Source organism: Mycolicibacterium tokaiense, from assembly GCF_010725885.1.
Taxonomy (GTDB): Bacteria; Actinomycetota; Actinomycetes; order Mycobacteriales; family Mycobacteriaceae; genus Mycobacterium; species Mycobacterium tokaiense.
Map to the genome: position 1 here is coordinate 2,919,118 of NZ_AP022600.1, position 18,577 is coordinate 2,937,694.

Genomic DNA, 18,577 nt, shown 5'->3' on the forward strand with positions numbered 1-18,577 from the left:
TGGTTGTCCTGCCGTGCGTCGGTCTGATGACCGCGTGCGCGTCCCCCGAAGAGGCGGCTGACGGCCCGTCCGCCGACATCGCCAAGGTGGCTGACGTCAAGGCGTCGTTCGGTCCCGAATTCACCGTCTCGGAGGTTCCGGTGACGGGCATCGACCCGGGCCTGCTGGCCGCCCAGAAGCTGCCCGACGGGCTGAAATTCGAGCCCGCGGACTGCTCCCAGTTCGCCGCCGGCCAGCAGCTGCCGGCCGACCTCAAGGGCAACATGGCGGCGATCTCGGCCGAGGGCGAGGGACTGCGATTCATTGCCATCGCGATGGAGACCAACACCGAACTGCCGATGGTCGAACCGGCCGAGAACTGCCAGAAGGTCAACTTCGCCGGCGGAGCGCTGCGCGGCACCGTCGAGGTGGCGCCGGTCCCGCAGATCGACGGAGTGCAGACCCAGGCGGTGCACCGCGTTCTGCAGACCACCGTCAACGGACAGCCCCAGACCGGCGAGATCTACAGCTATCTGGCGCACTTCGGCGACTACCAGGTGATCGTCACGGCCAACCCGCTGGTGCTACCGGACAAGCCGGTGGTGCCGGTGGACACCGCGCGGGCGCAGGCCCTGCTGACCGAGGCGGTCTCGGCGATCCGCTCCTAGCGGACGTCGCGCGGGCGGAATTGGATGCTGATCCGCGGCCCCGTCGGTTTCGTCGTCTTCGGGATGGCGTGCTCCCAGGTGCGCTGACACGAGCCGCCCATCACCAGCAGGTCGCCGTGGCCGTGCTGGATGCGCAGAGCGTGCCCGCCGCCGCGGGGCCGCAGCGCGAACGTGCGTGCCGCGCCCAGGCTCACGATGGCGACCATGGTGTCCTGGGTCTGGCTGCGGCCGATGGTGTCGCCGTGCCAGGCCACACTGTCCTCCCCGTCGCGGTACAGACACAGGCCGGCACTGACGAACGGCTCGCCCAGCTCCCCGGCGTAGATGTCGTTGAGCCGGCGGCGCAGCTGTTTGAGCGCCGGATGGGGCACGGGTTCGTCGAGCAGGTGGTGAAAACTGACCAGCCTCGGCACGTCGAGCACGCGGTCGTACATCTTGCGGCGTTCGGCCCGCCAGGGGATCACCTCGCGCAGCTCGTCGAACAGAGTGCGTCCCCATTCGACGTCCTCGATCCACCCGGACCGTACGTCGATCCACGCGCCGTGCTCGAGCTGGCGACGTTCGGCATGGTCGAACAACGAGTCCTGTACTGCTACCGACACCCTCACAGGGTATCGCACAGGCGTTCGACTGGTCAGAGCCGCGCGGCGCCCGGCCCGTGCTCGGCGAGCACGTCGCCGGGGTTGGTCAGCAGACAGCTCTTGAGGCTCAGGCATCCGCAGCCGATGCAGTCGGCCAGGTTGTCGCGTAGCCGCTGCAGGTGCAGGATGCGGTCGTCGAGATCCTGGCGCCAGCCCGCGGACAGCTTCGCCCAGTCCTTGCTGGTGGGCACCCGGTCCGACGGCAGGGTCGCCAGCGCCTCCCGCACCCGGGCCAGGGGGATGCCCAGGCGCTGGGACATTCGGATGAACGCCACCCGCCGCAGCGTGTCGCGGCTGTAACGGCGCTGGTTGCCGGAGGTGCGCCTGCTGGTGATCAGGCCTTCGCGCTCGTAGAAGTGCAGGGCGGAGACGGCCACACCGGCCCGGTGTGCCAACTCCCCGGGGGCCAGGTCGGAGGACTCCATACACCTGAACAATAGTTGAGGCGACGGATCAGGCTACGGTGCTAGGCGTGAGTGTTGCTCAGCTGGGTTCGAATTCCGAGGTCGGCAGGCTGCGCACGGTGATCCTGCACCGGCCCGGCGCCGAGTTGCAGCGGCTGACGCCGCGCAACAACGACACCCTGCTGTTCGACGGCCTGCCGTGGGTGTCGCGGGCGCAGGAGGAACACGACGCCTTCGCCGCGCTGCTCCGCTCCCGCGATGTGGAGGTGCTGCTGCTGCCGGAGCTGCTGGCGCAGGCCCTGGAAAGTGGCGCGGCCCGCATGCACGGGATCTCGGCGGCGGTGGACGCGCGCCGGCTCGGCTTGCCGCTGTCGCAGGAACTGGCGAGTTATCTGCGCACCCTCGACGCCGCGTCGCTGGCGCATGTGCTCATGGCGGGCATGACCTTCGACGAGCTGCCGTTCGGGGAACAGGAATTGTCGCTGGTGCGCCGGATGCACCACGGCGCCGACTTCGTGATCGATCCGTTGCCCAATCTGTTGTTCACCCGCGACTCCTCGTTCTGGATCGGCCCGCGGGTGGCGATCACCTCGCTGGCGATGCCCGCGCGGATGCGCGAGACGTCGCTGACCGATCTGATCTACGCCCACCACCCCCGGTTCCTCGGGGTGCGCCGGGCCTACGAGTCGCGTTCGGCTCCGGTGGAGGGCGGTGACGTGCTGTTGCTCGCCCCCGGGGTGGTGGCCGTCGGGGTAGGGGAGCGCACCACGCCGGCCGGCGCGGAAGCCCTGGCGCGCAGCCTGTTCGACGACAATCTGGCGCACACCGTGCTGGCGGTGCCGATTGCGCAGGAGCGCGCGCAGATGCACCTGGACACCGTGTGCACCATGGTCGACACCGACGCGGTGGTGATGTATCCGAACATCGTGGACTCGTTGTCCGCCTTCACCATTCGACGCCTGGACGGCGGTGCGGTGAAGATCGACCGCGCGGCGCCCTTCGTGGCTGCGGCCGCCGACGCGATGGGCATCGCGAAGCTGCGGGTGATCGACACCGGCCTGGATCCGGTGACCGCCGAGCGCGAGCAGTGGGACGACGGCAACAACACCCTGGCGCTGGCCCCCGGTGTCGTGGTGGCCTATGAGCGCAACACCGAAACCAATGCGCGACTGGAAGATTCCGGGATCGAGGTGTTGCGCATCTCGGCCTCGGAGCTGGGCACCGGCCGGGGCGGCCCACGTTGCATGTCCTGCCCGGCGGCACGCGACCCGCTTTGAACGCGGTCTAACACGCCCGTCGTTTCTGGGTCTCGATGGCCGCTGACACCCGGGAACCGAGGATTCGCGGGGAGTAGCGCTCGGCGGTCCAGACGGTAAACCACCCCTGGGCCTGCAGCACATCGTGTTGAATCTCCCGTTGGCGCAGCAGTCTCGGGTGGGCGGCAGCCTCGTTCGGCAGGAACATCACGGCCACTTTGCACCACGGCCAACCGAGCGGGATCGTGGTGGTGCTGCCGCCATCGCAGATGGTGATCTGGGTCTGCGGCCGGGGCAGTCCCCGGTCCAATAGGTTCAGTCGCAGTCGCGTCTCCCGCAGGGACAACGCCCCGCCGTCCATCAGGTGGGCGGCCAGTCGGGCGTCGCCGATGCCCGGCGTGCCCGCATACCTGTCGGCCACCCGCAGCACTTCCGACGCGGTGAGGCAGTTGCCGTGGGCGAGCGCATCGAGGATGGCCACGGCCTCGTCTCTCGGCCGGCGTCGGCCGATGTCCACTGCGGTCCGCGCGGCGGTGGTGAGGTGACAATCGGGCCAGCGGATGATCTCGTCGTCGGCGATCTGTTCGGCACGCACGCACACCTGCTTCGGCGGCCGGCGTTTCGACGTGATGACCTCAACGGGCCCGGTGAGGGGAATCCGGTACGCCCCCAGCAGGTGGGTGGCGACCAGGCCGGTGATGACCCCGGCACGGCCGGTCCACAACCACGTGGCTTCGGCCCAGTGCCAGGCGTCGAGCTCCGGCCAGTCCTTGGGCACGTAGACATCCGGCAGGATCGGGACGTACCGCCAGCGCAGCTGGCCCCGGGTGAGGAGACCCTGGGCGAGCGCTTCGGACCCCAGAAACGGGCGCATGTGGGCAATCGTGCAGGACCAGAGGCATACGGCCCGTCGTGGTGCGGTGCGGGCTGTGCATGAACGGCGATCTCGCCAGCATGCCGCGCACTTGTTACCGCAAGCGGGGCTGTCGGGTCAGCACCGCGTCGGTGGGAAGTGCTGTGGTGGGTGCTCTGCCTGGGATGTACACCATGGTTGTGGACGCGGTGCTGGGTTGCCGGATTCACGACCCTGGGCGGCGCCTCGGCCGGAACCGCCCGAAGGGCACTTCTAACGCCAGCTGGGCAGCCAGATCTGCATGTTCCAGGTTGCTTGCGAGATCGGCAGCCCGGTCAGGACCGGGAACAGCCACGCGAAGTTCGTCAGCACCACCGCGGTGTAGAAGCACACCACCAGAAGGCCCAGGGTGCGGCGCTCGTCGTTCTGCCCCCGCTTGTAGAGGATGTCCCCGCAGATCAATGCAATCGCCATCACCAGGAATGGCGCCATGGTGGCGGCGTAGAAGAAGTACATCTGCCGGTCGACCTCGGCGAACCAGGGCAGCCAGCCGGCGACGTAGCCCACCAGCACCACCGCGTAGCGCCAATCGCGGCGGAACATCGACCGCCACAGCGCGTACACCAGCACCGGCACGGCCAGCCACCACATGGCCGGCGTGCCCACGAGCATCACCGCCTTGACGCAGGACTGCACCCCGCAGCCGGGGACGTTCTCCTGGTCGATGGCATACAGCACCGGCCGTAGCGACATCGGCCAGGTCCAGGGCTTGGACTCCCACGGGTGATGGTTGCCCGCGGCGTTGGTGAGCCCGGCGTGGAACTCGTAGGCCTTCGCCGTGTAGTACCAGAGCGAGCGAATGGCGTCCGGAGGTTGCCACCACTGCCGCTCGCCGATCTCCTCGCCCACCACGTGCCGGTCCACCGCGGTCTCCGAAGCGAACCAACCCCAGTAGCTGGCCAGATACACCGCCAGAGGAATCAGCGCGAACACATACGCCGTCGGCCCCAGGTCGCGGCGCAGCGTCCCCAGCCAGGGCCGCGGCACCCGGTACTGGCGGCGGGCCGCGATGTCGAAGGCCAGCGTCATCACCCCGAAGAACAGGATGAAGTACAGGCCGGACCACTTGGTGGCGGTCGCCAGGCCCAGCAGCACGCCGGCACCGAACCGCCACCACCGCACGCCCAGACGCGGCCCCCAAGGCGTCTCGGTGATGCGGCCCTCGAGCAGGGCGGTGTGCATGCGCTCGCGCATCTGATCGCGGTCGACTATCAGTGCCCCGAACGCGGCCACCACGAAGAACACCAGGAAGCCGTCCAGCAGCGCGGTTCTGGCCGTCACGAAGGACACGCTCTCGGCAACCAGCAGCACCCCGGCCAGGCCGCCGATCAGGGTGGAGCGGCTGATCCGCCGCACCGTCCTGGCCGCGATCACCACCATCAACACACCCAGCAACGCGCCGGTGAACCGCCAGCCCAGGCCGTTGTAGCCGAAGATCCCTTCGCCGATCGCGATCAGCTGCTTGCCCAGCGGCGGGTGCACCACCAGCCCGAAACCGGGGTTGTCCTCGATGCCGCCGTTGTGCAGCACCTGCCAGGCCTGCGGGGCGTAGTGCTTCTCGTCGAACACCGGGGTGCCGGCGTCGGTGGGCGACTGCAGGTTCAGAAACCGCGTCACCAGCGCCAGGGCCGCCACCACGGCCGTCATGATCCAGCCGTTGGCCTTGTCGACGGGCCCGAAGTCGGCGACGGGGACGAGCGGGCCGGGGCTGATCACGGGTACGGCGCGCTCCGGCATCACGGTGGGAGGAGCGGTCATCGGCTGCGAGTGTACGGACCGTAGGCTGGTATTCCATGAGTGGTGGCCGACTGTTGCTGGGGGCCACTCCGCTGGGACAGCCCTCGGATGCGTCGGCCCGGTTGCGGGCGGCTCTGGCGAGTGCCGATGTGGTGGCCGCCGAGGACACCCGGCGGGTGCGCGCTCTGGCCACCGCGCTGGACGTGCGGATGGCGGGCAAGGTGGTCAGCCTGTTCGACCAGAACGAGTCGACGCGTGCGCCCGTGCTGATCGAGGAGATGAAATCCGGGGCGACGGTCCTGGTGGTCACTGACGCCGGTATGCCCCTGATCAGTGACCCCGGCTACCGGTTGGTCTCCGGATGTGTGGAGGCCGGTGTCCCGGTGACCTGTCTGCCGGGTCCGTCGGCGGTCACCACGGCCCTGGCTGTCTCCGGGCTGCCGTCCGACCGGTTCTGCTTCGAGGGGTTTGCGCCGCGCAGGGGCAGGCGGGCCTGGTTCGCGGCGCTGGCGGTCGAGCAGCGCACATGTGTGTTCTTCGAGTCGCCGCGCCGGCTGGCCGAGCTGTTGGGCGAGGCCGCCGACGCCCTGGGCGACGACCGCCGGGCCGTGGTGTGCCGCGAGCTCACCAAGACCCACGAGGAGATCGTGCGGGGCACGCTCGGCGAGTTGGCGGAGTGGGCCGCGGACGGGGTGCTGGGGGAGATCACCGTGGTGCTGGCCGGGGCGGTGCCCACGGCCGACCTCGCCACGCTGGTGGGTGAGGTGCAGGAGCTTGCCGCCGACGGCGTGCGGGTCAAGGATGCCTGCGCGCAGGTCGTGGCGGCGCATCCCGGCGCACCGTCGCGGCGCGAGCTCTACGAGGCCGTCGTGAAATCGGGAGCGCTCACGTCGCGGGAGTGACGCAGCCCGACCGTGGGCGCGGCCTTGTGCAGACACTCCTCCCACTCGGCGGCGGGGTCCGAGTCCGCGGTGATGCCGCCTCCGACGCCGAGGACCGCGGTGCCGGACGCGTCGAACTCCACCGTGCGGATGGCCACGTTGAGCTCGGTGCCGGCCACCGGCGAGGCCAATCCGACCGTGCCGCAGTACACGCCGCGCCGGTGCGGCTCCCACTGGGAAAGCAGTTCGCGCGCACGTAGTTTCGGAGTTCCAGTGACCGAGGCCGGTGGGAATGTGGCCGCCAGCAGTGCGGAGTTGGGCAGCGCCGTAGGCACGTCGGCGGTGACCGTCGACACCAGATGCCACACCCCGGGGGCCGGCCGCACGGTCAGCAGTTCGGGTACCCGCACGCTGCCGATGGTGGCCACCCGGCCCAGGTCATTGCGCACCAGGTCGACGATCATCACATTCTCGGCCACGTCCTTGACCGACCGGCGCAACAGCGCAGGGTCGTCACGCAGTGGCAGGGTCCCTTTGATCGGGCTGGACCACACAGCCGCGCCCCGGCGGCGCAGGAACAGCTCCGGTGACAACGACGCCACCGCGCCCCAGTCGCCGGCCACGAAGGCCGCGCGGGCCGGGGAGGTGCGCCCCACGGCGTCGGCGAAGAACTGCAGCGGGTCGCCGTCGAGGACGCCGGTGAACTGGGTGCAGACGCAGGCCTGGTACACCTCGCCGGCGGCGATGGCGTCCAGACAGGCGCGCACACCGGCCTCGTGGGCCGTCCGGTCCGGGGCGGTCCAATCGAGGTGCCAGGGCGCCGGCGGCGCGGAGGTGTGCACCGCGTCGGCCAGCCAGTCCGGCAGGTTGGCTCCGGTCAGGTCCTCGTACCACCAGACGCCGTCCAGGTCCCGGCGCAGTACACAGTCGGTCCAGCCGCCCGCGGCGACGGGGACGCGGGCGCCGGCGCCGTCGGGGTAGGACAGATGGCCGATCCATCCGCCGCCGACCGCCGACGGATGGTGGGCGGGAGCCACGTCGAAGACGCGCTCCGGCGCGCACTCGTCGGCGCGCAGCGACGGCGCGATCACTGCCGACGAACCGAACCAGTCGCCGGACAGCGCCGCAGGCGGCGCCAGCCCCTCCCGGGTGGTGGCCGCAGCGACGGCACGCAGCACCGCGGGGAACCCGCCGAGGTCGCCGAGCCGCTGGATGCGCACGGCTCCAGCTTCCCAGACCCGGCGCAGCCTGCAGGCTTCAGCGGCTGATCTGGCGTGGTGTCAGTACCGTGGCCAGCTTCTCCGGGTTGCGCATCGCGTAGAAGTTGGTCACCTTGCCGTCGGCGAACTCCACCAAGATCACCCCGGCGAGCTCGTCCCCGAGATAGGTGAGCAGCGCCGGGGTGTTGTTGTAGACGGCGGGTTCCACCCGGCCCGCCTCGCCGCCCAGGCGCACCAGACCCATGATGAGCTTGGCGACATTGACGGCGCCGGAGACCGGCCGCCGCGCCGCGCTCACCTTGCCGTCGCTGTCGGCGGTCCACACCACATCGGGTGCCAGCATCGACACCAGTCCTTCCAGATCGCCGGTGGCGGCCGCGGCGAAGAACCGGGTGGTCAGCTCGGCAGACGTGCGGGGGTCGACGGGGGTGAAGCGCTTGCGCCGGGCCTGGACGTGTTCGCGGGCCCGGTGTGCCATCTGCCGCACCGCGGCGCTGGATCTGCCGATGGCCGTGGCGATCTCGTCGTGGCCGAAGCCGAACACCTCGCGCAGCACGAACACCGCGCGCTCGTCGGGGGTCAGGGTTTCCAGCACCACCATCATGGCCATCGACACCGATTCGGCCAGCACCACGTCGGCTGCGGCGTCGGTGGTGTCGACGAGCAGGGGCTCGGGAAGCCAGGGGCCGACGTAATCCTCACGCCGGCGAGACTGCGCGCGCAGTGCATTCAGTGCCTGGCGGGTCACCAGCTGGGCCAGGTAGGCCTTGGTGTCGGTGACCCGGGTCAGGTCCACCTCTGCCCAGCGCAGATAACTCTCCTGCAGCACGTCATCGGATTCCGTTGCGGTACCCAGGATTTCGTAGGCGATGGTGAACAGCAGCGGGCGCAGGGCGGTGAAGCGCTCGGCGTGCTCGCTCACCGGGCGGCCGCCGGGGCGCCGGCGAGCCGCCGGGCGCGCCGACCGCCCTTGATCCAGAAGTAGGACCCGGGTTTGCGGGCCTCCTTGCGCAGGAACCCCAGCGTGCCCCGGCACACCTGTTCCTTGATGACAGCAGCGGTGCGCCCGCCGAGGTAGAGGTTGCGCACGCGGTCATCGGTGTGGGACAGCTGAATGGTGCCGGCGCCGCGGCCCAGGCTGACGCATTGACCGGTCATCACCTGCGACAGCTCGGCGGCGTCGGTGCCGGCGAGCCGGGCCAGCACGGTGTTGGCGGCCTGGGCGCCCATCGGCAGGGCGGCCTGGCAACTCATCCGCAGCGGCATACCCGACGGGGTGGCCGCGTCGCCGGCCGCGACGATCCGGGGATGGTCCACGCTGGTCAGTGTCTCATCGACGAGCAACCGCCCCACCGGATCCGTGCTCAGCCCACTGTCACGGGCCAGACTGGGCACACCGAACCCCGCGGTCCAGACCGTCGCCTCGCTGGGCAGCTGCCGGCCGTCGGTGAGTTCGACCGACCGGGCCCCGACCCGGGCCACCGCCGCGCCCTCGACCAGCGTGACCCCGAGGGTGCGCAGCCGCTTGACCACCGACCTGCGGCCGCTCGGGGACAGCGACGGCCCGAGCGCATCGGTGACCAGGGTGACGTGGCGGCCGGCTTCGGCGAACTCGGCGGCGGCCTCGATGCCGGTGAGCCCGCCGCCGACCACGACCACCGGCGCAGCGGCCGGCAGGTCGGACAGCCGGTCGCGCAGTTGTGTCGCATGCTCGAATTCGCCCAGCGGACAGGCGAACTCGGCGGCGCCGGGCACCGCGGCGGGGGCCGCACCGGTACTGCCCACCGCGTACACCAGGTAGTCGTAGCCCAGTTCGGTTCCCGAGCCCAGCGTCACCGTCTGCGCACCGGGGTCGATGCGCACCGCGGTGTCGACGACCAGCTCCACATCGGGGTGCAGCAGGCTGTCGTAGCCCTCAACGGCGTCGTCGTTGCCCGCGGCCAGCTGATGCAACCGGATGCGCTCGACGAACGTCGGGCGGGGGTTGATCAGCGTGACCGCGCATCGCTGGGTGAGGCGGTTGGCGGCCAGCACGCCGGCGTAGCCGCCGCCGATCACGATCGCGCGGGTGTCACTCATGTCGGGCTCCTTCGAGATCAACGGGCCGCCTTGTGGGGCCGTCTGACCTCGAGACACCGCGGGCCTACCGGCTGTGACAGTCTGTGATGCGGATCACTATGGCTGGTAGCGCGGAAACACCCCGCTGGGGGTGGGCAACTGGGTGCCGACCGCCAGTCGGGTGCCGATCGCGGCGAAGTCGCGCTGCTCGGTCGGCTGGCCCAGCAGGTCGAGGAGCTTGGCGGCCGAGGTCGGCATCACCGGCTGGACCAGCAGCGCGGCGATCCGCACCACCTCCATGGTCACGTAGAGCACGGTGCGCAACCGCTGTTGGTCGGCCGAGTTCTCGGATTTGGCCAGCTTCCACGGTTCGTTCGCCGAGAAGTAGCGGTTGGTGGCGCCCAGGGTCAGCCAGATGGCCTCCAGCGACTGGTGCATGGCTTGCTGGTCGTAGGCGGCCCGCGACCGGTCCAGCAGAGCATCGGCCTCGGCGAGCAGCGCGGAGTCGTCGTCACCCAGCGCACCCGGGTCGGGCACCACCCCGCCGAGGTTCTTCGCGACCATCGACAGGCAGCGCTGCGCCAGGTTGCCCAGTTCGTTGGCCAGATCGGTGTTGATCCGCGAGATGATCGCGTCTTCGCTGTAACTGCCGTCCTGGCCGAACGGGACCTCCCGTAGCAGGAAGAACCGGACGGCATCCAGTCCGAAGGCGTCCACCAGGGCCAGCGGGTCGACGACATTGCCGACCGACTTGCTCATCTTCTCGCCGCGGTTGAACAGGAAGCCGTGCGCGAAGACCCGCTTCGGCAGCGGAAGTCCGGCCGACATCAGGAAGGCCGGCCAGTAGACGGTGTGGAACCGGATGATGTCCTTGCCGATCATGTGCAGATCGGCCGGCCAGAACCGGCGGAACGACTCGGAGTCGGTGTCCGGGTAACCCACGCCGGTGAGGTAGTTGGTCAGGGCGTCCACCCAGACGTACATGACGTGGTCGGGGTGGTCGGGCACCCGCACACCCCAGTCGAAGGTGGTGCGCGAGATGGACAGGTCGGTCAGGCCGCCGGAGACGAAGCTGACGATCTCGTTGCGGCGCACCTCGGGCGCGATGAATTCCGGATGCTCGCGGTAGTGCTGGAGCAGTTTCTCGGTGTAGGCCGACAGCCGGAAAAAGTAGGTCTGCTCCTCGGTCCAGGTGACCGGGGTGCCGGTCTCGGTGGCGATCCGGGTCCCGTCCGGCAGTTCCTCGGTCTCGTCGACGGCGAAGAACCTCTCGTCGCGCACCGAGTACCAGCCGGCGTACGAGTCGAGGTAGATGTCGCCGTTGGCGTCCATCGCGGCCCAGATGGCTTTGGACGCCTCGATGTGGTCGGCGTCGGTGGTGCGGATGAAGCGGTCGAACGACGCCCCCAGCGCCTCCTGCAGCCGCTGGAAAACATCGGAGTTGCGCCGGGCCAGCTCCGCGGTCGGGATGCCCTCGGCCGCGGCAGTCTGCGCCATCTTGAGCCCGTGTTCGTCGGTGCCGGTCAGGTAGCGCACGTCGAATCCGTCGAGCCGCTTGAAGCGCGCGATGGCGTCCGTCGCGACGTACTCGTACGCGTGCCCGACGTGCGGTGCGCCGTTGGGGTACGCGATCGCGGTGGTGAGGTAGTAAGGGTCGCTCATCAGGTCTTCCACCTTATGGTGTGGCGGTGAGTTCGAAACGTTCAGGCGGTCGCGAGGCCCCGCCGCTGCCGCCGCCGCTGACGCCGCTGATCGACGCGCACACCCACCTGGACGCCTGCGGGGCCACCGACGCCGCGAGCGTCGCCGAGATCCTGGACCGCGCGCAGGCCGCGGGGGTGGGGGCGGTGGTCACCATTGCCGACGATCTGGACTCGGCGCGCTGGGTGGTGCAGGCCGCGCACTGGGACCCGCGGGTGTACGCCGCGGTGGCGTTGCATCCCACCCGCGCAGACGCCCTCGACGACGCCGCCCGCGCCGAACTCGAGCAGTTGGCCGCCGACCCGCGGGTGGTGGCGATCGGGGAGACCGGGATGGACCTGTTCTGGCCGGGCCGGCTGGAGGGCTGTGCCGAACCTGCCGTGCAGCGGGACGCGTTCGCCTGGCACATCGACCTGGCCAAGCGGACCGGCACACCGCTGATGATCCACAACCGCGACGCCGACGCCGCCGTTCTGGACGTACTCGCCGCCGAAGGTGCGCCGGACACGGTTATCTTCCACTGCTTTTCTTCCGACGCCGAGATGGCGCGTGCCTGTGTGGGCCGCGGCTGGTACCTGAGCCTGTCTGGAACCGTCAGCTTCAAGAACGCCCACGCGTTGCGGGAGGCTGCGGTCCTGATCCCCGATGACCTGCTGCTCGTCGAGACCGATGCGCCGTTTCTGACCCCGCACCCGTTCCGGGGGGCGCCGAACGAGCCCTACTGCCTGCCGTACACGGTGCGGGCACTGGCCGAGCTGCGCGGGACCGCCCCCGACGGCCTTGCCCGAACCACGGCAGCAAACGCCGAGCGCGTGTACGCTCTGCGTTCGAACGTTTCATAGGAGAGGGGCCCGGCGCCGTGACCGTCACAGCCGAGTTGGCGCCGCCCTCCGAGGTTCGTTACCGTCTCGTGATAAATGCGGGAGCATCAGGTCTCGCATCGGGGACAGTGGAACCGGGATATTCACACGTTGAACGCTTTGACCGAACTTCATCAGACACGCTCGCCGATACTGCGCTTCCTGGTCGCCGCCCTGCTTGTCGTCCTCGCGGTCGCCGGCGGCTTCGCAGTGACCGCGCACAAAACCGTCACGCTGACCGTTGACGGGGTGCCCATGACCGTCACCACCATGAAGTCCCGTGTCATCGACGTGGTGACCGAGAACGGCTACAGCGTGGGTGAGCGCGACGATCTGTTCCCCGCCGGCGACGAGCGGGTGAGCAACGCCGAGGCGATCGTCCTGCGCCGCAGCAAGCCGCTGGAGATCTCGTTCGACGGCCAGGACACCAAGCAGGTGTGGACCACGGCCACCACGGTGGACGAGGCCCTGGCGCAACTCGCGATGACCGACACCGCACCCGCGGCGGCCTCGCGGGGAAGTCGCCTCCCGCTCGAGGGCATGGCCCTGCCGGTGGTCAGCGCGAAGCCCGTGCAGATCGACGACGGCGGCGTCATCCGCACCGTGAACCTCGCAGCCCCCGACGTCGGGGCCCTGCTGGCCGCCGCGGGCGCCCCGCTGCAGCAGAGCGACCGGGTGGTGCCCGATGCGTCGTCCCCGGTGACGGCCGGGATGCAGATCCAGGTCACCCGGATCCGGATGGACAAGGTCACCGAACGGCTGCCGCTGCCGCCGCAGGCGCAGCGCATCGAAGACCCCACGATGAACATGAGCCGGCAGGTGGTCGAGGACCGGGGCACCCCTGGAACCCAGGACGTGACCTTTGCCGTGGCCACCGTCAACGGTCAGGTCACCGGGCGGCTTCCCGTTGCCAACACCGTCATCACCCCGGCGCGGGCGTCGGTTCTGCGGGTCGGTGCAAAGCCGGGAACCGAGGTGCCGCCGGTGACCAACGGACTCATCTGGGACGCCCTCGCACGCTGCGAATCCGGCGGAAACTGGGCCATCAACACTGGCAATGGGTATTTCGGTGGTGTCCAATTCGACCAAAACACCTGGGAGCGGCAGGGGGGCCTGCGCTATGCTTCTCGTGCAGATCTAGCAACTCGTGAAGAACAGATCGCGATTGCTGAAGTAACGCGGGCGCGTCAAGGTTGGGGCGCTTGGCCAACGTGCAGCAGTAGGACAGGGGCATCATGACCATTCGTCTGCTCGGTCGTACCGAGATCAGAAACCTGGCGAAGGAACTCGATTTCCGGCCCCGCAAATCGCTCGGCCAGAACTTCGTGCATGACGCGAACACGGTGCGTCGCATCGTCTCTGCATCGGGAGTCAACCGCAACGACAACGTGATCGAGGTCGGACCCGGCCTCGGGTCGCTGACCCTCGGCCTGCTCGACCGCGGCGCCACGGTGACCGCCGTCGAGGTGGACCCGGTGCTCGCCGGCCGGCTGCCGCAGACCATCGCCGAGCACTCCCACAGCGAGATCCACCGCCTCACGGTGCTGAACCAGGACATTCTCACGCTGCGCAAGTCGGAGCTGGAGAAGGAGCCGACGGCTCTGGTGGCCAACCTGCCCTACAACATCGCCGTGCCGGCGCTGCTGCACCTGCTGGCCGAGTTCCCATCCATCCGCACCGTGATGGTGATGGTGCAGGCTGAGGTGGCCGAGCGGCTGGCCGCCGAGCCCGGCGGCAAGGACTACGGCGTTCCCAGCGTGAAGGTGCGCTTCTACGGACGCGTGCGCCGCTTCGGCATGGTCTCGCCCACGGTGTTCTGGCCGATTCCCCGGGTGTACTCCGGCCTGGTGCGCATCGACCGCTACGAGACCTCGCCCTGGCCGACGGACGAGACCTTCCGCGACCAGGTATTCGAGCTGGTCGACATCGCCTTCGCGCAGCGGCGCAAGACCTCGCGCAACGCGTTCCTGGAATGGGCCGGTTCGGGCAACGAGTCCGCGTCCCGGCTGCTGGCCGCCAGCATCGACCCGGCCCGTCGCGGTGAGACGCTGGCGGTCGCGGAGTTCGTCCGGCTGCTGCAGCGCTCGGGCACTGCCGCCCAGTCCGACTCTGAGCAGCAGAGCGCCCCACAGCTCTAGCTCCCGGTCAGTTGCGCCGGCGCAACACCCGGTTCAGCAGTTCGATCATCTCGGCGCAGGTCTCGTACCGGGCGTCCGGATCCTTGGCCAGTGCCTTGGCCAGGATGGAGTCGAAGGCGTGCGGGATCCAGGACACCCGCCGCGCGATCTTCGGCGGCGGCTGCCGCAGCTGTGCGTCGATCAGAGCCGCCGGTGTCGGCGCGGTGAACGCTGCGGCTCCGGTGATCAGTTCGACCGCCGTGCACGCCAAGGCGTATTCGTCGGTGGCAGCTGAGGGCGCACGTCCGGTGAGCAGCTCCGGTGCCGCGTAGGGCAGTGACGCCTGCACGGTGGCCGCAGACCCGGCCGGCTGGTGGGTGATGCGCTTGGCGGGATCCAGCGACAGCCGTCCGGTGGGGTCTCGGGCCAGCCGTGCGGCCATGTCGGCGGCCACCGAGTGGGCCACGCCGAAGTCGATGAGCACGGCACCACGAGCTCCGAAGTCCCTGTGCACCAAGATGTTCGGCGGTTTCACGTCGCAGTGCACGATGCCGCGGCGGTGTGCGAAGTCCAGCGCCTCGGCAATCTGGCGCAGCGCCTGCAGGCGCAGGTCCAGGCTGTGCAGCGTGCTCACGTTGCCGCCGTCGACGTACTGCATGGCCAGCCAGTCGACGCCCCGGGTGTACATCTCGATGATGTGGGGGTGCCCGAGCCGGCGGGCGAAATCGAATTCGCGGGTGATGCGGATGAGCCGGGACTCCGTGCGCCGGCCCGGCGTCAGCACCTTCAACGCCACCTGGTGGTCATCGCTGATGCGCCTGGCCAGGTACACGGTGGCGCTGCCGCCGTGGCCGAGGACCTGCGCCACGGCGTACCCGTTGAAGTCCTCACCTGGACGCGGCACCTCTGCACTCTAGTTGCCGGCCCCGGTACCGCTAGGCTCGTGCGGTGTCCGCATCCGACGGCAGCACCGCCGCAGAGTGGGTACCGACTGGATCGGTGACCGTGCGCGTTCCGGGCAAGGTCAACCTGTTCCTCGCCGTCGGTGACACCCGTGCCGACGGCTACCACGAACTGACCACCGTCTTCCACGCCGTCTCGCTGTTCGACGAGATCACCGTGCGCACCGCCGACGTGATGTCGCTGGACATCACCGGCGAAGGGGCGGAGTCACTGCCCGTCGACGAACGCAACCTGGCCTGGCAGGCCGCCGAGCTGCTGGCCGAGCACGTGGGCCGGACCCCCGACGTGGCGATCACCATCGACAAGTCCATCCCGGTGGCCGGCGGGATGGCCGGCGGCAGCGCCGACGCCGCGGCGGTGCTGGTTGCCGTCAACCATCTCTGGGAGCAGGGCGTGCCCCGGCGTGACCTGCACGCGCTGGCCGCCGAACTGGGCAGCGACGTGCCGTTCGCGCTGCACGGCGGCACCGCGCTGGGCACGGGCCGGGGGGAGGAACTCGCGACTGTCCTGGCGCGCAACACGTTCCACTGGGTGCTGGCCTTCGGCGCGGAAGGACTGTCCACACCGAAGGTCTTCGCCGAGATCGACCGACTGCGCGAGAACGGTGAGCCGCCGCGCCTGGGCGACACGGAGCCTCTGCTGGCGGCCCTGGCCACGGGTGATCCCGCGCAACTGGCCCCGCTGCTGGGCAACGAGCTGCAGGCTGCCGCCATCAGTCTGGATCCGCGGCTGCGCCGCACCCTGCGGGCCGGGATGGACGCCGGTGCGCTGGCGGGGATCGTGTCGGGATCCGGGCCGACCTGCGCGTTCCTGTGCACGTCGGCGGGTGCGGCGGTGGACGTCGGCACGGAGTTGGCGGGTGCCGGCGTGTGCCGCACGGTGCGGGTGGCCAGCGGTCCGGTGCAGGGCGCGCGCGTGGTGCCCAGCCCGCTCGGGCAGTGACGTCGACCCGCAACGTTTGGCAGGTTACTTAAGAGGAGTTTAAGATGATTCGCGGTGGTGGAAACCGGTCTGACACGCGATGCCTCTCGAACGCCCTCCGAGACCCTCGGCGGGCGTTTTGACGACAGCAGTGCCGGGGCCGTGCCCATCGCCGGATCTCTGCCGATTCGAGACCTAACCGCAGCTCAATCGTGCGCGCGCGCCTTCTACGGTCCGCAGCAGACATCCCATACGTTCGAGTCGCTCCGGAAGCCGAGGAGGTCCTCGTGAGCAGGTTCACCGAGAAGATGTACTACAACGCCGCGACCAGCTCGAAAGGGATGGTCACCGGGGAGCCGCACGAGCCCGTCCGCCACACGTGGGGCGAAGTGCACGAGCGGGCCCGCCGGATCGCCGGTGGTCTGGCCGCGGGCGGCATCGGGCCCGGCGACGCCATCGGCGTGCTGGCCGGCTTCCCGGTCGAGATCGCGCCCACCGCCCAGGCGGTCTGGATGCGCGGCGCCAGCCTGACCATGCTGCACCAGCCGACCCCGCGCACCGATCTGGCGGTGTGGGCGGAGGACACCCTCACGGTGATCCAGATGATCGAGGCCAAGGCCGTGGTGGTGGCCGAGCCGTTCCTGGTCGCCATCCCGGTGCTCGAGGAGAAGGGCATCCAGGTGCTCACCGTCGGCGATCTGCTGGCCGCCGAGCCCATCGATCCGGTGGAGACCGGCGAGGACGACCTGGCGCTGATGCAGCTGACCTCCGGCTCGACGGGCTCACCGAAGGCCGTGCAGATCACGCACCGCAACATCTACTCCAATGCCGAGGCCATGTTCATCGGCGCGCAGTACGAAGTCGAGACCGACGTGATGGTCAGCTGGCTGCCCTGCTTCCACGACATGGGCATGGTCGGCTTCCTGACCATTCCGATGTACTTCGGCGCCGAGCTGGTCAAGGTGACGCCGATGGACTTCCTGCGCGACACCCTGCTGTGGGCCAAGCTGATCGACAAGTACAAGGGCACCATGACGGCCGCCCCCAACTTCGCCTACGCGCTGCTGGCCAAACGGCTGCGCCGGCAGGCCCAGCCTGGCCAGTTCGACCTGTCCACCCTGCGCTTCGCCCTCTCGGGCGCCGAGCCGGTGGAGCCCGCCGACGTCGAGGACCTGCTGGACGCAGGCAAGCCGTTCGGCCTGAAGCCGTCGGCGATCCTGCCGGCCTACGGCATGGCCGAGACCACCCTGGCGGTGTCTTTCTCCGAGTGCAACGCCGGCCTCGTGGTCGACGAGGTGGATGCCGACCTGCTGGCGGCCCTGCGGCAGGCCGTGCCCGCCACCAAGGGCAACACCCGCCGCCTGGCCACCCTCGGGCCACTGCTGACCGACCTCGAAGCCCGGATCGTCGATGAGCACGGCAACGTGATGCCGCCGCGCGGTGTCGGTGTGATCGAGCTGCGCGGGGAGTCGCTGACCCCCGGTTACATCACCATGGGTGGTTTCATCCCGGCGCAGGACGAGCACGGCTGGTACGACACCGGCGACCTGGGCTATCTCACCGACAACGGGCACGTCGTGGTGTGCGGCCGCGTCAAGGACGTCATCATCATGGCCGGGCGCAACATCTACCCGACCGACATCGAGCGGGCCGCCGGACGCGTCGAGGGCGTGCGCCCGGGCTGTGCGGTGGCCGTCCGCCTGGATGCCGGGCACTCACGGGAAACCTTCGCCGTCGCTGTCGAGTCCAACGCCTACCAGGACCCCGACGAAGTGCACCGCATCGAGCGTCAGGTGGCCCATGAGGTGGTGACCGAGGTGGACGTCCGGCCGCGCAATGTCGTGGTCCTGGGACCCGGCACCATCCCCAAGACACCGTCGGGCAAGCTGCGCCGCGCCAACTCGGTGGCGCTGGTCACCTAGACCTGTCAGGCCGAGCGCGGCTCGTCGTGCAGGGCCTCGGTGATACGCCGTTGGGCTTCCCCGACGGAGATGCGCAGCCGTCGGGCCAGCACGTCGGCCCAGGAGCTGTCGCCGAACTGCACCGGCTTCGGGCCGGTGACCAGCGTGCGCAACAGCCGGCGGTCGAAGGCGGCCATCTGCTTCTCGGCCTCTTCCACCCGCAGCAGCAGCGCGCGTTGATCGACGGGACGTAACTGCTCCAGCGGCTGCCGGGCCAACGTGCGCAAACCTGCTTCGATGCCGTCCAGTGCGGACAGGATGTCGTTGTTCGTACTCATGGCTGTGACGCTAGACCCG

General features: G+C 69.6%; 18 protein-coding genes. 8 read left to right on the top strand and 10 right to left on the bottom strand.

The genetic code is table 11. From position 1 onward, the window contains the following. Positions 1-26 precede the first annotated feature (26 nt). Entirely contained in the window at positions 27-647 is a 621-nt protein-coding gene (locus tag G6N58_RS14165; RefSeq protein WP_232067860.1) for a DUF5642 family protein, read from the top strand. Here G6N58_RS14165 and G6N58_RS14170 read toward each other — a convergent pair. Both G6N58_RS14170 and soxR read right to left on the bottom strand, forming a co-directional pair. Continuing rightward, entirely contained in the window at positions 644-1,249 is a 606-nt protein-coding gene (locus G6N58_RS14170) for an alpha-ketoglutarate-dependent dioxygenase AlkB (RefSeq protein WP_068915295.1), read from the bottom strand. The genes G6N58_RS14165 and G6N58_RS14170 overlap by 4 nt on opposite strands. Positions 1,250-1,281: 32 nt before the next feature. After that, complete coding sequence (soxR, locus tag G6N58_RS14175) at positions 1,282-1,713, bottom strand: redox-sensitive transcriptional activator SoxR (RefSeq protein WP_068915296.1); 432 nt, start codon at positions 1,711-1,713, stop codon at positions 1,282-1,284. Positions 1,714-1,760: 47 nt separating this feature from the next. Between soxR and arcA the strand changes: the two genes are divergently transcribed. After that, the gene (gene arcA, locus G6N58_RS14180) at positions 1,761-2,969 is read left to right on the top strand and encodes an arginine deiminase (protein WP_068915297.1); all 1,209 of its coding nucleotides are present in this window, start codon (positions 1,761-1,763) and stop codon (positions 2,967-2,969) included. A gap of 7 nt (positions 2,970-2,976) precedes the next feature. On the opposite strand, the gene G6N58_RS14185 is transcribed toward arcA, so the two are convergent. Then, positions 2,977-3,822: a hypothetical protein gene (locus G6N58_RS14185; protein ID WP_115278265.1), complete on the bottom strand. Its 846-nt coding sequence runs from the start codon at positions 3,820-3,822 to the stop codon at positions 2,977-2,979. Between the two features lie 252 nt (positions 3,823-4,074). Continuing rightward, the gene (locus G6N58_RS14190) at positions 4,075-5,619 is read right to left on the bottom strand and encodes a dolichyl-phosphate-mannose--protein mannosyltransferase (RefSeq protein WP_115278264.1); all 1,545 of its coding nucleotides are present in this window, start codon (positions 5,617-5,619) and stop codon (positions 4,075-4,077) included. A 35-nt stretch (positions 5,620-5,654) separates the two neighbouring features. Here G6N58_RS14190 and rsmI point away from each other — a divergent pair, with 35 nt between their 5' ends. Then, positions 5,655-6,500: a 16S rRNA (cytidine(1402)-2'-O)-methyltransferase gene (gene rsmI, locus G6N58_RS14195; RefSeq protein ID WP_163908169.1), complete on the top strand. Its 846-nt coding sequence runs from the start codon at positions 5,655-5,657 to the stop codon at positions 6,498-6,500. Here rsmI and G6N58_RS14200 read toward each other — a convergent pair. The 4 genes from G6N58_RS14200 to metG all read right to left on the bottom strand — a co-directional run bounded on the left by G6N58_RS14200 (position 6,455) and on the right by metG (position 11,419). After that, positions 6,455-7,699: an aminodeoxychorismate synthase component I gene (locus G6N58_RS14200; RefSeq protein ID WP_115278263.1), complete on the bottom strand. Its 1,245-nt coding sequence runs from the start codon at positions 7,697-7,699 to the stop codon at positions 6,455-6,457. The genes rsmI and G6N58_RS14200 overlap by 46 nt on opposite strands. A gap of 37 nt (positions 7,700-7,736) precedes the next feature. Further along, positions 7,737-8,621 carry an RNA polymerase sigma-70 factor gene (locus G6N58_RS14205; RefSeq protein WP_115278262.1) on the bottom strand — a complete coding sequence of 295 codons (885 nt, stop codon included), beginning with the start codon at positions 8,619-8,621 and terminating at the stop codon, positions 7,737-7,739. Then, entirely contained in the window at positions 8,618-9,778 is a 1,161-nt protein-coding gene (locus G6N58_RS14210; RefSeq protein ID WP_115278261.1) for an NAD(P)/FAD-dependent oxidoreductase, read from the bottom strand. Before G6N58_RS14210 ends, G6N58_RS14205 begins: the two co-directional genes overlap by 4 nt. Positions 9,779-9,874: 96 nt before the next feature. Continuing rightward, a complete protein-coding gene (gene metG, locus G6N58_RS14215; protein ID WP_115281521.1) occupies positions 9,875-11,419 on the bottom strand; it encodes a methionine--tRNA ligase in 1,545 nt (514 codons plus the stop codon). 20 nt (positions 11,420-11,439) lie between these two features. On the opposite strand from metG, the gene G6N58_RS14220 reads away from it, so the two are divergent. The 3 genes from G6N58_RS14220 (at position 11,440) to rsmA (ending at position 14,456) form a co-directional block, all read left to right on the top strand. Beyond that, the gene (locus tag G6N58_RS14220) at positions 11,440-12,300 is read left to right on the top strand and encodes a TatD family hydrolase (RefSeq protein ID WP_172544974.1); all 861 of its coding nucleotides are present in this window, start codon (positions 11,440-11,442) and stop codon (positions 12,298-12,300) included. A gap of 129 nt (positions 12,301-12,429) precedes the next feature. Then, positions 12,430-13,557, top strand: coding sequence for a resuscitation-promoting factor (locus G6N58_RS14225; protein WP_115281519.1), 1,128 nt, complete (start codon positions 12,430-12,432; stop codon positions 13,555-13,557). Then, positions 13,554-14,456 (top strand): 16S rRNA (adenine(1518)-N(6)/adenine(1519)-N(6))-dimethyltransferase RsmA, encoded by a 903-nt coding sequence (gene rsmA, locus G6N58_RS14230; RefSeq protein ID WP_115278260.1) that lies wholly within the window; start codon positions 13,554-13,556, stop codon positions 14,454-14,456. Before G6N58_RS14225 ends, rsmA begins: the two co-directional genes overlap by 4 nt. A 7-nt stretch (positions 14,457-14,463) precedes the next feature. On the opposite strand, the gene G6N58_RS14235 is transcribed toward rsmA, so the two are convergent. After that, complete coding sequence (locus G6N58_RS14235) at positions 14,464-15,339, bottom strand: serine/threonine-protein kinase (RefSeq protein WP_115278259.1); 876 nt, start codon at positions 15,337-15,339, stop codon at positions 14,464-14,466. A 44-nt stretch (positions 15,340-15,383) separates the two neighbouring features. On the opposite strand from G6N58_RS14235, the gene G6N58_RS14240 reads away from it, so the two are divergent. Together G6N58_RS14240 and G6N58_RS14245 are read left to right on the top strand one after the other, a co-directional pair. Next, the gene (locus G6N58_RS14240) at positions 15,384-16,340 is read left to right on the top strand and encodes a 4-(cytidine 5'-diphospho)-2-C-methyl-D-erythritol kinase (RefSeq protein WP_068915306.1); all 957 of its coding nucleotides are present in this window, start codon (positions 15,384-15,386) and stop codon (positions 16,338-16,340) included. Positions 16,341-16,606: 266 nt separating this feature from the next. Continuing rightward, positions 16,607-18,241 carry a fatty acyl-AMP ligase gene (locus tag G6N58_RS14245; RefSeq protein WP_068915307.1) on the top strand — a complete coding sequence of 545 codons (1,635 nt, stop codon included), beginning with the start codon at positions 16,607-16,609 and terminating at the stop codon, positions 18,239-18,241. Between the two features lie 5 nt (positions 18,242-18,246). On the opposite strand, the gene G6N58_RS14250 is transcribed toward G6N58_RS14245, so the two are convergent. Continuing rightward, entirely contained in the window at positions 18,247-18,558 is a 312-nt protein-coding gene (locus tag G6N58_RS14250; protein WP_115278258.1) for a DUF222 domain-containing protein, read from the bottom strand. Positions 18,559-18,577 lie beyond the last annotated feature (19 nt).

Coding starts and splice junctions, on each gene's coding strand:
- G6N58_RS14165 (WP_232067860.1), top strand. CDS start 27: ATGACCGCGTGCGCGTCCCCCGAAGAGGCGGCTGACGGCCCGTCCGCC.
- soxR (WP_068915296.1), bottom strand. CDS start 1,713: ATGGAGTCCTCCGACCTGGCCCCCGGGGAGTTGGCACACCGGGCCGGT.
- G6N58_RS14185 (WP_115278265.1), bottom strand. CDS start 3,822: ATGCGCCCGTTTCTGGGGTCCGAAGCGCTCGCCCAGGGTCTCCTCACC.
- G6N58_RS14190 (WP_115278264.1), bottom strand. CDS start 5,619: ATGACCGCTCCTCCCACCGTGATGCCGGAGCGCGCCGTACCCGTGATC.
- rsmI (WP_163908169.1), top strand. CDS start 5,655: ATGAGTGGTGGCCGACTGTTGCTGGGGGCCACTCCGCTGGGACAGCCC.
- G6N58_RS14210 (WP_115278261.1), bottom strand. CDS start 9,778: ATGAGTGACACCCGCGCGATCGTGATCGGCGGCGGCTACGCCGGCGTG.
- metG (WP_115281521.1), bottom strand. CDS start 11,419: ATGAGCGACCCTTACTACCTCACCACCGCGATCGCGTACCCCAACGGC.
- rsmA (WP_115278260.1), top strand. CDS start 13,554: ATGACCATTCGTCTGCTCGGTCGTACCGAGATCAGAAACCTGGCGAAG.
- G6N58_RS14250 (WP_115278258.1), bottom strand. CDS start 18,558: ATGAGTACGAACAACGACATCCTGTCCGCACTGGACGGCATCGAAGCA.